Annotated in this window: 10 protein-coding genes and 1 pseudogene; 5 read left to right on the forward strand and 6 right to left on the reverse strand. The window is 73.4% G+C overall.

What is annotated here, in order from left to right:
* The first annotated feature begins 23 nt into the window (after nt 1-23).
* Nucleotides 24-1,130 (forward strand): annotated as a pseudogene (locus ACH4ZX_RS32865) (DUF5937 family protein).
* A 73-nt stretch (nt 1,131-1,203) separates the two neighbouring features.
* Here the strand turns inward: ACH4ZX_RS32865 and ACH4ZX_RS32870 are convergent.
* The 3 genes from ACH4ZX_RS32870 to ACH4ZX_RS32880 form a co-directional block, all read right to left on the reverse strand.
* Nucleotides 1,204-1,836, reverse strand: a complete 633-nt coding sequence (locus tag ACH4ZX_RS32870) for an AAA family ATPase (protein WP_398280841.1) — start codon at nt 1,834-1,836, stop codon at nt 1,204-1,206.
* A 50-nt stretch (nt 1,837-1,886) separates the two neighbouring features.
* The gene (locus ACH4ZX_RS32875; RefSeq protein ID WP_398280844.1) at nt 1,887-2,558 is read right to left on the reverse strand and encodes a response regulator; all 672 of its coding nucleotides are present in this window, start codon (nt 2,556-2,558) and stop codon (nt 1,887-1,889) included.
* Nucleotides 2,559-2,632: 74 nt separating this feature from the next.
* Nucleotides 2,633-3,835 carry a sensor histidine kinase gene (locus ACH4ZX_RS32880; RefSeq protein WP_398280847.1) on the reverse strand — a complete coding sequence of 401 codons (1,203 nt, stop codon included), beginning with the start codon at nt 3,833-3,835 and terminating at the stop codon, nt 2,633-2,635.
* A gap of 118 nt (nt 3,836-3,953) precedes the next feature.
* Between ACH4ZX_RS32880 and ACH4ZX_RS32885 the strand changes: the two genes are divergently transcribed.
* Nucleotides 3,954-5,018 (forward strand): SAM-dependent methyltransferase, encoded by a 1,065-nt coding sequence (locus ACH4ZX_RS32885; protein ID WP_398280850.1) that lies wholly within the window; start codon nt 3,954-3,956, stop codon nt 5,016-5,018.
* 2 nt (nt 5,019-5,020) lie between these two features.
* Here the strand turns inward: ACH4ZX_RS32885 and ACH4ZX_RS32890 are convergent, their stop codons facing one another.
* Nucleotides 5,021-6,172, reverse strand: a complete 1,152-nt coding sequence (locus tag ACH4ZX_RS32890) for an NADH-quinone oxidoreductase subunit D (RefSeq protein WP_398280853.1) — start codon at nt 6,170-6,172, stop codon at nt 5,021-5,023.
* A gap of 31 nt (nt 6,173-6,203) precedes the next feature.
* Here ACH4ZX_RS32890 and ACH4ZX_RS32895 point away from each other — a divergent pair, with 31 nt between their 5' ends.
* Together ACH4ZX_RS32895 and ACH4ZX_RS32900 are read left to right on the forward strand one after the other, a co-directional pair.
* The gene (locus ACH4ZX_RS32895) at nt 6,204-6,707 is read left to right on the forward strand and encodes a PH domain-containing protein (protein ID WP_398280856.1); all 504 of its coding nucleotides are present in this window, start codon (nt 6,204-6,206) and stop codon (nt 6,705-6,707) included.
* On the forward strand, nt 6,704-8,143 hold the full coding sequence (locus ACH4ZX_RS32900) for a PH domain-containing protein (protein WP_398280859.1): 1,440 nt from the start codon (nt 6,704-6,706) through the stop codon (nt 8,141-8,143). The genes ACH4ZX_RS32895 and ACH4ZX_RS32900 overlap by 4 nt, the downstream gene beginning before the upstream one ends.
* Before the next feature lie 227 nt (nt 8,144-8,370).
* Here ACH4ZX_RS32900 and ACH4ZX_RS32905 read toward each other — a convergent pair whose 3' ends face one another.
* The gene (locus ACH4ZX_RS32905; RefSeq protein ID WP_398280861.1) at nt 8,371-9,828 is read right to left on the reverse strand and encodes a hypothetical protein; all 1,458 of its coding nucleotides are present in this window, start codon (nt 9,826-9,828) and stop codon (nt 8,371-8,373) included.
* A gap of 157 nt (nt 9,829-9,985) precedes the next feature.
* On the reverse strand, nt 9,986-11,113 hold the full coding sequence (locus tag ACH4ZX_RS32910) for an alpha/beta hydrolase (RefSeq protein ID WP_398280864.1): 1,128 nt from the start codon (nt 11,111-11,113) through the stop codon (nt 9,986-9,988).
* A gap of 222 nt (nt 11,114-11,335) precedes the next feature.
* On the opposite strand from ACH4ZX_RS32910, the gene ACH4ZX_RS32915 reads away from it, so the two are divergent.
* On the forward strand, nt 11,336-13,147 hold the full coding sequence (locus tag ACH4ZX_RS32915) for a phosphatidylglycerol lysyltransferase domain-containing protein (protein ID WP_398280867.1): 1,812 nt from the start codon (nt 11,336-11,338) through the stop codon (nt 13,145-13,147).
* Nucleotides 13,148-13,216: the final 69 nt, after the last annotated feature.

Below are 13,216 nucleotides of genomic sequence, written 5' to 3' on the forward strand. Positions count from 1 at the left end.
GTGCCGGGGTGCACCATGAGGTCATGAGCCTGCGCATCGACATCGCGGGGCTGCGGCCGGAGCGGATCGCCGTCGTCCCCTCGCCCCTGGCCGAGCTCGGCATGGCGCTGCACGCGCTGTCCGAACCGGGGCACCATCCGGGCCTGCAGGGCTGGGTGACCGGGGTGACCGCGCGGCTCGACCCGCATCTGGCGGACCGGATGTGCGAGGCGGACTTCCTGTGGCGGACGACGTACTCGGACCTCTTCCTGCCCTGCGCGGGCGTCCCGGACCGTACCGCCCTGCCCGGTGCGACGCTCGCCGAGGACCTGGACCTGCTCGACAAGTTGACGGACGAGCAGTTCGTGGACGGCGCGCTGGAGTTCACCTGCGCCCTGCCGTACAGCCTGCCCGGTCCCGGCGCCCTGGCCGACGCCGGGACGCGGCGGCTCGCGCTGGAGCGCGCGGCCGCGCGCGGGCCGCGGCAGCTGCACTTCAGCGAGCGGCTGCTGGCCGACCCGCCGCGGATCAGGGCGTGGCTGCGGCAGTTCCTGGAGGACTGCGACGAGGCGTTCTTCGCGGAGACCTGGGCCCGGCTGCGCCACCAGCTGGCGGCGGACGCCCGCCACAAGACGGACCTGCTGCGGCGCAAGGGCCTGGCCGAGGCGCTGGCCGCGGTGTCGCCGGCCGTGGCCCTGGACGAGGCGGCGGCCTGCGTCACGGTCGACAAGTTCAGTGAAGGCCGCACGGCCACGCGCGACGGCGGCCTGCTGCTCGTCCCCACCAGTCTGGGCCGGCCACACCTGATGGTCCTGCACCGGTACGCCTGGCAGCCGGTGCTGCACTACCCGGTGGCCTCCCCCGATCCGGTCGCGCCGGCCTCGGTCGAGCAGCTGGCCCTGCGGATGACGGCCCTGTCGCACCCGGTGCGCATGCGGCTGTGACGGAGCCTGGCCCGCAGCGCCTTCACCACGGGTGAGCTGGCCCAGGTGCACGGCATGACCCCGCCCGAGATATCCCGGCATCTGAGCGTCCTGAAGAAGGCGGGCCTGCTCACCACCCGCCGGCGCGGCCGGTACGTCCTGCACCAGCTGGACGTGCCGGTGGTGGCCCGGCTGGGCAGCGACTTCCTGGAGGGCGTCCTGCGCTGAGCCCCCGGTGCCCCCGGTGGGCCCGACATCCCCGGTGTGGCCGTCGACCGGCGTACCGGATTCGGTAGCGGGTTCAGTCGAACCGGATGTGCCGCACCCCGACCCGTGCCTGCCTCAGCCGTGTGCGCAGGGCGCCCTCGTTGTTCGGCCGGAGGGTCAGCCCCGCCAGCACGGCGATGCGGTCCGCCGTCTTCGGCACGGTCGAGTGGTCGGTCCACAGGTGCTCGGCGAACTCCGGCTCGCGCAGCCGTTCGAGGCAGTGGTCCAGCTGCCGTACGGCCCAGCTCTCCCGCCGCAGACCGGCGTTCTTCCCGGCGACGTTCCGCAGGAGGTGCCCGAAGCCGCGCTCGTTCAGCCGCTTCAGCACGGTCCCGCGCTCGGCGAGCAGAGTGAAGTGCCGTACGTCGTGCCCGAGCTCCCGCAACCGGCCGACGGTCTCCTTGAAGTGGCCGGAGTCGGTGACCGTCATCGGGGCGATCACCACGCCGTCGTGCCGGGTGAGGGCGAGGTCGAGGACCTCCACGACGCCCTGCCGCCAGGACGCCAGGTCCTGGAAGTCTTCGCGCAGATCGGGCGGCATCATGCGGTGCAGCCCGAAGCCGGCGTGCTCGGGGTCGCAGATGACGCTGCCGGGCAGACGCCGCTGGATCTCGTGCGCGGTCTGTGTCTTGCCGCCCCCGAAGGGGCCGTTGATCCACAGGAGCATGCGCAGACCCTAGTGGGCGGCGGGCGCGTCGGGGGCGCGTTCGAAGGGGTTCAGCCGTGCCCGCCCGCCCGCACCAGCCCGGTCTCGTACGCCAGCACCACCACCTGTACCCGGTCCCGCAGGCCGAGCTTGGTCAGGATGCGTCCCACGTGCGTCTTGACGGTCGCCTCGGACAGCACGAGCCGGGCCGCGATCTCACCGTTGGACAGGCCCTGCGCGACCAGCACCATGACCTCGCGTTCGCGGCCGGTGAGCCGCTCCAGCTCGTTGTGCCGGGGCTCGTTGCCGGTGCTCGGCAGCATCGGCGCGAAGCGGTCCAGCAGCCGGCGCGTGGTCGAGGGGGCCACCACCGCGTCGCCGCTGTGCACCGCGCGGATGGCGGCGAGCAGCTCACCGGGGGGCACGTCCTTGAGCATGAAGCCGGAGGCGCCCGCCTTCAGACCGGAGAACGCGTACTCGTCGAGGTCGAAGGTGGTCAGGATCAGCACCTTCGGCGGGTTCGGCGCCGAGCAGATGCGGCGGGTGGTCTCCACCCCGTCCAGCTTCGGCATGCGCACGTCCATCAGGACGACGTCGACGTCGGTGGCGCGCAGTTCCTGCAGGGCCTCGACACCGTCCCCGGCCTCCGCGACGACCTCCATGTCCGGCTGCGCGGCGAGCACCATCCGGAACCCGGTGCGCAGCAGCACCTGGTCGTCCACGAGCATCACGCGGATCGTCATCGAGGCCTCTTCCATGTCCGTCCAGGGGGTTGCTGAGGGGCGTTACAGGTGTCAACCGGGGGCGTGCGGAAACGTCAGTGCGCCGGTTTGAGCGGCAGCAGGGCGCTGATGCGGAATCCTCCGCCGGGGCGCGGGCCGGCGTCCAGGGTCCCGCCGACCATGCCGACCCGCTCGCGCATGCCGATCAGACCGTGGCCCTGGCCGTCGATGCCGCCCTCCTCGTACAGCTCGTGCGGGGCGCCCTTGCCGTCGTCCTCGACGAGCAGGCCGAGGCCGTCGTCGAAGTACACCAGGCGCACGCTGGCGCCCGCGTTCGGGCCGCCGTGCTTGCGGGTGTTGGTCAGCGCCTCCTGCACGATCCGGTACGCCGTGAGCTCGACGCCGCTGGGCAGCGGGCGCGGGGTGCCCTCCACCTTGAAGTCGACGGGCAGGCCGGCATGGCGGCACTGCTCGACCAGCTCGTCTATCTGCTCGACGTCTGGCTGCGGAACGTACTCGCTGGTCTCCTGGTGCTCGCCGGTGCGCAGCACGCCCAGCAGGCGGCGCATCTCGGCGAGGGCCTGGCGGCCGGTCGAGGAGATCGTCTCCAGGGCCTTCTTCGCCTGGTCGGGCGCGGCGTCGAGGACGTAGGCGGCGCCGTCGGCCTGCACGACCATCACCGACACGTTGTGCGCGACGACGTCGTGCAGCTCGCGCGCGATGCGGGCGCGCTCGGCGGCGACCGCGACCTTGGCCTGCGCCTCGCGCTCCTTCTCCAGCCGGGCCGCGCGCTCCTCCAGCTGGGCGAAGTAGGCGCGGCGGGTGCGGATCGAGTCGCCGAGCACCCAGGCGAGCGCGAACGGCACCGTCTGCAGGACCACGATCGCCACGTTGCCCAGGACGCTGCTGTTGTCGTTCGGCCAGCGCAGCTGCGCCACCGTGGCCGCGCCGAGGCTCACGGCCAGCGCCAGCCGGGAGGCCCAGCGGGCGCCGGTCGCGGCGACCGTGTAGACGATCACCAGCATCGCGAAGTCGGCGGGCGTCACCGCCACGTCCAGCGCCACCTGGGCGGCGCCGATGCCGATCGTCAGCAGCAGCATCTTCTCGGGCATGCGCCGGCGCCCCGCGATCACCAGGCACAACAGGACGATGACCGGAACGACCGCCATCGGCGCGTCGGTGCCCCGGTCCTCCCGATGGGCGGTCGCGCTCACCGCGGAGATCCCGAACAGGAAGACGGCCCAGAAGCCGTCGACCCATGTCGGGTGCCTGCGGAGGAAGTCATAGAGGCGCTGCACGTAACCCAGAGTAGGGAAGCGGGATAGGTGCAGGGGTCAACCGGAGGGCCGATCCGCGAGCGGTGCGCATACTCCGCAAGGTGGAGGTCCCGTTCCCCGGTGCGCTTAGCCTGGCCCGGTGACGGCAGAGACGACGGACGAGACGGACGAGTGGCGCGGCTGGCGGGCGGCGGCCGAGGCGGCCCTGTACGGGCCGGGCGGTTTCTACCGCAGGCCGGAGGGGCCGGCCGGGCACTTCCGTACGTCCGTGCACGCGTCGCCGCTGTACGCGCAGGCCGTGGCCCGGCTGCTGTGCCGCGTCGACGAGGCGCTCGGCCGGCCCGCGTCGCTCGACTTCGTCGACATGGCGGCGGGGCGGGGCGAGCTGGCCGCCGGTGTGCTGGCCGTGCTCCCCGCCGACGTGGCCGTCCGCACGCGCGCCTACGCCGTCGAGCTCGCCGACCGTCCCGCGCACCTCGACGACCGCGTCCGGTGGCTGGCCGAGCCGCCCCAGGGTGTCACCGGGCTGCTGTTCGCCAACGAGTGGCTGGACAACGTTCCGGTGGAGGTCGCCGAGACGGACGCGACGGGCGTGCCGCGACGGGTGCTCGTCCGGCGGGACGGCACCGAGCGCCTCGGGGAGCCGGTCGGCGGCGCGGAGGCGGAGTGGCTCGCGCGGTGGTGGCCGCTGGGCGCCGGGGAGGGGCTGCGGGCCGAGATCGGGCTGCCCCGGGACGAGGCCTGGGCCGCCGCGGTCGCGACGCTCGACCGGGGGCTCGCGGTCGCGGTCGACTACGCGCACAGCCGGGACGCGCGCCCCCCGTTCGGGACGCTCACCGGGTTCCGGGAGGGGCGCGCGGCGGCGCCCGTGCCGGACGGGTCGTGCGACATCACGGCGCATGTCGCGCTGGACGCGTGCGCGGCGCACGCCATGGCGCACCTGACGGCGCACCCGACGATGCCGGCGACGGAGCGCACGCTCCCCGGCGCGCGCCTGATGCGGCAGCGCGACGCGCTGCGCGCGCTGGGCATCACGGGCGCACGCCCCCCGCTCACCCTGGCGACCACACACCCCGCCGCTTACGTGCGCGCCCTCGCGAGCGCCGGCGAAGCCGCCGAGCTCACCGCTCCGGGCGGCCTCGGCGGCTTCGGCTGGCTGCTGCAGCCGGTGGGCATCCCGGACGCGCTCCTGGACGGCGAGTAGGGCTACTTGTCGATGTCCCCGACGACGAAGAACAGCGAGCCCAGAATCGCCACCATGTCCGCGACCAGCGTTCCCGGCAGCAGTTCCACCAGCGCCTGGATGTTGTTGTACGAGGCCGAGCGCAGCTTGAGCCGGTACGGGGTCTTCTCGCCCTTGCTGACGAGGTAGTAGCCGTTGATGCCGAGCGGGTTCTCGGTCCACGCGTAGGTGTGGCCCTCGGGCGCCTTGAGCACCTTCGGCAGCCGCTGGTTGATCGGGCCGGGCGGCAGGTCGGCGAGACGGTCGAGGCAGGCGTCGGCGAGGTCGAGGGCGTTGTGGGTCTGCTCCAACAGCACCTCGAAGCGGGCGAGGCAGTCGCCCTCCCGCCGGGTGACGACCTTCAGGGTGTCCTGCAGCTCCCCGTAGGCGAGGTACGGCTCGTCGCGGCGCAGGTCGAAGTCGACCCCCGAGGCGCGCGCGATCGGCCCGCTCACGCCGTACGCGTGCACGGTATCCGGCGCGAGCGCCCCCACGCCCCGCGTGCGCCCGCGGAAGATCTCGTTGCCGAGCACCAGGTCGTCGTAGACGTCCATGCGCGACCGCACGTCGGCGACGGCGGCACGCGCGCGTGCCGTCCAGCCCGCGGGCAGGTCCTCCTTCAGACCGCCGACGCGGTTGAACATGTAGTGCATACGGCCGCCGGAGACCTCCTCCATCACGGTCTGGAGGGTCTCGCGCTCCCGGAAAGCGTAGAACACCGGCGTGATGCCGCCGAGTTCCAGCGGGTAGGAGCCCAGGAACATCAGGTGGTTCAGCACCCGGTTGAGCTCCGCGAGGAGCGTGCGCGTCCACACCGCGCGGGTGGGGACCTCCATGCCGAGCATGCGCTCCACGGCGAGGACCACACCCAGCTCGTTCGAGAAGGCCGACAGCCAGTCGTGGCGGTTGGCGAGCATGATGATCTGGCGGTAGTCGCGCGCCTCGAAGAGTTTCTCCGCGCCCCGGTGCATGTATCCGATCACCGGCTCCGCGCGCGTGATGCGCTCACCGTCCAGCACCAGCCGCAGCCGCAGCACACCGTGCGTGGAGGGGTGCTGGGGCCCGATGTTGAGCACCATGTCGGTGCTCTCCGCGGCGCCGCCGATACCGACCATGGTCTCCGTCGTAGGAGTCATGGACACAGTCTCTCCTACGTAGGCTGACCGTATGGAGACGGGGAGCCATCAGAAGGCGGGCGCCGCGGAGGCGGGGCCGGCGTGGACCGGGCTTCCGCCGGGGCTGCTGCGGATGCGCCGGCTGCTGCTGGTGGTGTGGCTGGGGACGGGCGCCCTCGTCAGCGGGCTGCTGCTCGGGTTCCTCGCCGGCCCGGCCTGGGCCGCCCTCGCGCTGGTGCCGCTCGCGCTGACGGGCTGGGGCTGGGTGCTGATCGGCCGCAACTGGCGCTCGTGGCGGTACGCCGAGCGCGCCGACGACCTGCTGATCAGCCGGGGAGTGCTGTGGCGCGAGGAGACCGTCGTGCCGTACGGGCGGATGCAGCTCGTCGAGGTCACCTCGGGTCCCGTCGAGCGGTACTTCGGGCTGGCCAGCGTGCAGCTGCACACCGCGGCCGCGGCGACCGACGCCACCATCCCCGGCCTCGACCCGGCCGAGGCGGAACGGCTGCGCGACCGGCTCACCGAGCTCGGCGAGGCCCGATCGGCGGGACTGTGACGACGCCTCCCGCCGCCGACGACGCCCACGGCGAGCGTCCTCCGGTGGCGCTCGTGGAACGGCGGCTGCACCCCGTGACGCCGCTCAGGCGGGCGTGGGCGCCGGTCGCGGTGGTCATCGGGTGGGCCGTCCACGACCCCGACCAGGCGCAGCGCCAGCTGGCCCGGCTGACCGCCACCACGCTGCTGATCGCGCTCGCCGTCGTCGTCCCGGCCGCCGCCCTGTACGGCTTCCTCAGCTGGTGGTTCACGCACTTCGCGGTGACCGACACCGAACTGCGCATCCGCACCGGGCTGGTCTTCCGCCGCACCGCGCACATCCGGCTGGAACGCGTCCAGGCCGTCGACGTCACCCAGCCCCTCCTCGCGCGCGTGGCGGGCGTCGCGAAGCTGCGGCTGGACGTCATAGGCGCCGGCAAGAAGGACGAGCTCGCCTTCCTCGGGGAGCGCGAGGCCCGTGCGCTCCGCGCGGAGCTCCTCGCGCGCGCCGCCGGTTTCACCCCCGAGACGGCGCGCGAAGTAGGCGAGGCGCCGGCGTGCGAGCTGTTGCGCACGCCCCCGCGTCACCTCGCGCTCTCCCTCGTGCTGACGGGCGCCACCTGGGGCTCGCTGGCCGCCGCGCTCGTCGTGCCGCCCGTGCTGTGGCTGGCCGCCCACAGCGTGTGGACGGTCCTCGCCAGCGCCCTGCCGCTGCTGGGGACGGCGGGCGCGAGCAGCGTGGGACGGTTCGTCGCGGAGTACGACTGGACGGTGTCCGAGTCCCCCGACGGCCTGCGGATCGACCACGGTCTGCTGGACCGCACGCACGAGACGGTGCCGCCGGGGCGGGTGCAGACCGTACGGATCGTGGAGCCGCTGCTGTGGCGGCGCCGCGGCTGGGTGCGGGTGGAGCTGGACGTGGCCGGGTCGGCCAACTCCGTGCTGGTGCCCGTCGCCCCGCGCGAGCTCGCCGAGGCGGTCGTCGCCCGCGTGCTGCCCGGCGTCGTCGTGCCGACGGCCGAACCGGCGGCCGAACCGGCGGCGGACCCGGCGGCGGACCCGGCGGCCGACCCGACGGCCGACCCGACGGCCGACCCGGCGGCCGACCCGGCGGCGGACCCGTGGGCATGGCCGCCGCGGCGCGCCGGGTGGTGCGCTCCGGTGTGGTGGCGCGGGCACGGGCTCTCCGTCACCGGCACGGTGTTCGCCGCGCGGCGCGGGCTGCTGCGCCGCAGGCTGGAACTCGTGCCGCACGCGAAGGTGCAGAGCGTGCGGCTGACCCAGGGGCCGTGGCAGCGGCTGTGGCGGCTCGCGGACGTGCACGTGGACACCGGGGCCGACAAGACCGTCACCGCGCGGCTGCGGGACGCGCGGGAGGCGGCGGAGCTGCTGCGGACACAGGCCGAGCGTTCACGAACGAGCCGACGGGCGGCACGGCCCGACCGGTGGATGGCCTGAACGGTGCCGGCCTGACCGTGTCGGCCTGTGACCCACCCGCTGGGTGGGCGCGGGAGAAAGCGCGGGCCCTGCGGGACGGGGCCGGGTGGGCCCGACGGGTCGAGCCCGCCAGCGGGTGACGTGCCGCTGACCTCAGCGGTCTTCGAGGGGGCGCCGCGGCTGCGGCAGGACGGCCGGCGCGAGAGCTGAGAGCGAGGGGGCCGAGCCCGTCGGCCCCCCGCCCGCCGTCAGGAGACGGCGCTGCGCACGTTGCGCAAGCCCTGCAGCTTGATCGGTTCCGTCTCGTCGTGGGCCGTCAGGTCGATGACCTGGCCGACGCCGCGCGACTCCTCGTCCGCCGGCTTGAACTCGGACTCCGCGTCGGCCTTGTGCAGCGCGAGCGCCTCCTGCCCGACCACGTCGGCGAGGTCCTCGTTGTGCACGTTCTCCAGGGCGGCGCCCTGCGACGGCTGGCCCTTCGTACCGAAGAAGTCGAACCCGCCCTCGACCGCCGGGCGCCGCACGGGCGCGGGCGGCACGACGGCCACCGCGGTCGGCGCGACGAAGTGCCCGGAGGGCTGCTGCACGGGCTGGTTGGGCTTGCCCGTGGTGGTGGCGGCCGCGCGCTCGTGCCCGTCGGCCGCCTCGGGCTTCCCCTGCGCCTCGTCCTCCTGCGCCGCCTCCACAGCGGCGGCGCCCGTCTTCACCGGCTCGCCTTTCGCGGCGCCGTCCTCCTCGACGGAGGCCGGGGGGACCTGAGGCTTCTGGGAGTCCGCGACGTTCCCGGACCGCTTGGGCTGCCTGGACTGCTTGGGCTGCTGAGAGTCGTCCTTGGACTGCTCGGAGGCCTCGGCGCCCTCGGCGTCCCCGGTGTCCTCGGCGTCGTTCGCCGCGTCCTCGGCCGCGTCCTCGGCCACCTTGGAGCCTTCGGCCTCCTCGGCCGTCCCCTCCGCCGCCTCCGCCTCCGCCGCCTCGGCTCCCTCGGCCTGCTCGCCGCTCTCCGCGCCGGCGGCCGCGTCGTCCTCGGAGCGGGCGCCGCCTCCGGCGAACCGCGTCAGCGCCGCGTCGGCCCGCAGGAACAGCTCGGCCCCCTCGGGTGAGAACACCCCGGGAGCCGCCGCCTTCTCGTCGGCGTTCTCGGCGGCGTTCTCGGCGGCCTCCGCCGGGGCAGCCACAGCCCTGGCCGCCTCCACCGGCTCCGCCCTCGGCACCGGCACGGGCGGCAGCGCGCGCGTGGCCGGCGTGTCGGTCGTGGTCTCGATCTCCAGCAGGCGCCGGCCCTCCAGGGCGCTCGCGCGCTCGGTCTCCGCGGTGGCGTACCGCCGCAGCAGCGCCGCGTGCTCGTTGCGCAGCCCCGCCAGCTCGGAGCGCTTCGCTCGCAGCCGCTGCTCGAGCTTGGCGCGCAGCGCGCGCGACTCCTCCAGGTCGGTCTCCAGCTCGGCGACCCGCTCCTCGTGCCGCCACTCGTCGCTCGCACGCGCGCGCGTGAGGTCGGCGACGCGTTTGCCGGCCTCGACGTCCCAGCGGCGCATGACAGCAGCGCCCACGGCTGCGGTCGCCGCGGCTATCGCAGCCGTCACCCGGAGCGCGGCCGGATCCCAGAACACCCAGGGACCGAGGGCGCAGACGAGGGAGACGCCTGCGATCGCCGACGGGGGAAGCAGCCTGTGCAGAGGCGGAGAATGGCGGTGACGTCCACGTGGCATGGCCAGAAACTTACCGCGCGTAGGGGAACGTTGGCCCCCCGCCCCGTAAAAAGACAGCCATAACGAAACGTTCACAGCGCATCAGACGGTGCCTTTGCTGTGAAGGCGCTATTCGGACGCGGTGCGCGGGAATTCCGGAGAGCCGCTCTCCCGGTGGTCACCGGTCGCTCAGCCGCCCGCTGATCCACTGCAGCGTCCCGGGAATCTCACGCCGCCATGTGTTGAAGTTGTGGCCGCCGCTTTCCAGGATGATCGACGAGATCCGGGTCAGCCGGGTGGCCTGCACACGCTCTATGAACTTCAGCGTGTCCTTGTAGTTGGATTCGCCGACCCTGCTGCTGGTGACGAGCAGTGAAGTGTCCGGCGGCGGGAGGTGCTTGAGGCACCACCACAGGTCGGCCCGGCCGCGCAGTTCCTTGCGGCCGTGGAAGAGGTCGCCGGTCGTGGGGTCGATCGGCGCCCTGTAGTACGGGGACAGGCCGGCGCCCGCCGCGTACACCCGGGGATGGTGCATGGCGAGTTTCAGCGCGCAGTAGCCGCCCGTGGAGTCGCCGATGACGCCCCAGCTGCCGGGTCTCCGGCCCACCCGGTAGTGCGCGAGCACGGCGTCCGGCAGGTCCTCGGCGAAGAAGGTCTCGGTCTGCGGGCCGCCGGGGATGTCCACGCACTCCGTGTCCCGCGGCGGCGCCACCGTGGGCCGCAGCATCACCAGGATCATCGGCTGCATGCGGCCGTTCTTCGCGAGCGCCAGGGCCGTGCTGGGGTAGTGCAGCTTGCTGAAAAGCGCCTCCGCCGTGCCCGGATACCCGGTCAGGACGACGGCCGCCGGGAACGTGCGCGTGCGGTACTGCGGCTGGAAGTACTCCGGCGGCAGGTACACGTACGCGGGGGTGGCGATGTGCGTCCTGCGGCCCACGATGTCGACCTTCTGGATCTGCCCGCCGGTCCGCGGCCGCGCCCCGGCGGCGCCCTGCACCCGTACCGTGTCGACCACCTGCAGCGGGCCGCCCGATCCCCCGAGTGCCGTGTGGTTGACGACCACGCCCTGGTCGTTCTCCCGGCCTAACAGATCCGCCCAGCTCGCGTAGAACCCGAAGGCCTGGTTGGCGGCCAGGCCCACCGACACGAACAGGGTCAGCTGGGTGGCGAGCAGCAGGCCGACCCGCCCGCCGACGGCGCGCCAGCTCCCCCGTGCCAGGCGCGGCCACAGCCACACCGTGCCGACGAACAGCAGGACGGCGAGCGCGATAGCCAGTACCAGCGTTGCGTTGCTCGTAAGACCCATGGGTTGCTTCCTGCCTGCGCTTTCTCCCAGGTCCCCGCTCCTTCGCGAGGGCTTGCCCGGGACTTTCCCCGGCCTTTGAAACGGCTTTGGAGTGACGAGTGAACCTCTGTACCCGTGACACCGTCCTAGAGGGCGCAATGTCGCCGGATGCCCGAATCGGCACCGGATTCAAGGTCTCTCGCAGAACTACAGGATGCGATGTCTGTCAGGACAGATGAGGAAATGTCGGGCGGGGTTCCGACCCGATCACGCAGGGCGCGGCGCGTGTTCCGGGGTCCGCGCCCCGAGGCCGTCCCGGTCCTCGTCGCCAGAGCGTGCACGCTCGTGGGCCTCCTGGACATCGCCGCGGGCGTCTTCCCGCGCTTCCGGCACAGCCGTATGCACAGCCTCGCCGAGGTACTGCCGGGCGCGCTCGGTCCGTTCGCGGCGGCCCTCTCGCTGAGCACCGGCGTGCTGTTGCTGCTGCTCGCGCACGGGCTCAGGCGCGGCAAGCGCCGCGCCTGGCGCGCCGGGGTGGCGCTGCTGCCGGCGGGCGCGGTGACGCAGTTCACGTACCGGCACTCGCTCCTCGGCGTGGTCATCTCGCTGGCGCTGCTGGCGGCGCTGCTGCGCCACCGCGACCAGTTCGCGGCGCTGCCGGACCCGCGCAGCCGGTGGCGGGCGCTCGCGAACTTCGTTCTCATGGGTGCCGGCTCCCTCATGCTCGGATTGATCATCGTCAGCGTCCACCCGAATCGCATGGTGGGCGACCCGAGCCTGGCCGATCGCATTACGCACGTCCTCTACGGTCTGTTCGGCTTCGAAGGACCGGTCGACTACCAGGGAGACACCTCCTGGACCGTCGCCTTCTCCCTCGGCGCTCTCGGACTGCTCACCGCCGTCACCACCATCTACCTCGCCCTGCGCCCGGAACACCCGGCGGCGCGCCTGACGGAGGAGGACGAGGCCCGTTTGCGCGCGCTGCTCGCCAAGCACGGCGGCCGCGACTCGCTCGGCCACTTCGCGCTGCGCCGCGACAAGGCCGTCGTCTTCTCGCCCAGCGGCAAGGCGGCGGTGACCTACCGCGTCGTGTGCGGGGTGATGCTCGCCAGCGGCGACCCCATCGGGGACGTCGAGGCCTGGCCGGGCGCCATCGAACGCTTCATGGACGAGGCGAGGGCCCACTCGTGGACGCCGGCCGTCATGGGCTGCTCGGAGACGGGCGGCGAGGTGTGGACCCGGGAGACCGGCCTCGACGCGCTGGAACTCGGCGACGAGGCGGTGGTGGACGTCGCGGATTTCTCGCTCGCCGGCCGCGCGATGCGCAACGTGCGCCAGATGGTCAAGCGCATCGAGCGGGCCGGATACGAAACCCGGGTACGACGTGTCCGTGACCTCGGCGAGACCGAGCTGGAGCGGATCCGGCGGGCCGCCGACGCCTGGCGCGGCACCGACACCGAACGCGGCTTCTCCATGGCGCTGGGCCGCATCGGCGACCCCGCCGACGGCGACTGCCTCATCGCCACCGCCCACAAGGCGGACGCCGAGCCGGGTCCGTACGGCGACCTGAAGGCGATCCTGCACTTCGTGCCGTGGGGCCCGGACGGCGCCTCGCTGGACCTGATGCGCCGGGACCGTTCGGCCGACCCCGGCATGAACGAACTGCTGATCGTCGCCGCCCTCCAGGCCGCGCCCCGCCTCGGCATCACGCGCGTGTCGCTGAACTTCGCGATGTTCCGCTCCGCCCTCGCGCGGGGCGAGAAGATCGGGGCGGGTCCGGTGCTGCGTGCCTGGCGCGGGCTGCTGGTGTTCCTCTCCCGCTGGTTCCAGATCGAGTCGCTGTACCGGTTCAACGCCAAGTTCCAGCCCCGCTGGGAGCCGCGCTTCGTGGTCTACCGGGCGTCGGCCGACCTGCCGCGCATCGGCTTCGCCGCCATGCAGGCGGAGGGCTTCGTCGACCTCGCGCTGCCGCTGCCGCGCTCCCTGCGCCGCCGGACGGCCTCCCCGCGCGCGTGCGCCCACGCGGTGGCGGAACGGAACGTACGCGCGGCCTGAGCGGCGGAACGCACGCGCGGGCTGTGCGGCGGCGGCCCGGCCGGGCCCGCGCGGCCCGGCCCTGGGCCT

Origin of the sequence: Streptomyces sp. NPDC020490 (assembly GCF_044335305.1) — a bacterium.
In the GTDB taxonomy this organism is placed as follows: Bacteria; Actinomycetota; Actinomycetes; order Streptomycetales; family Streptomycetaceae; genus Streptomyces.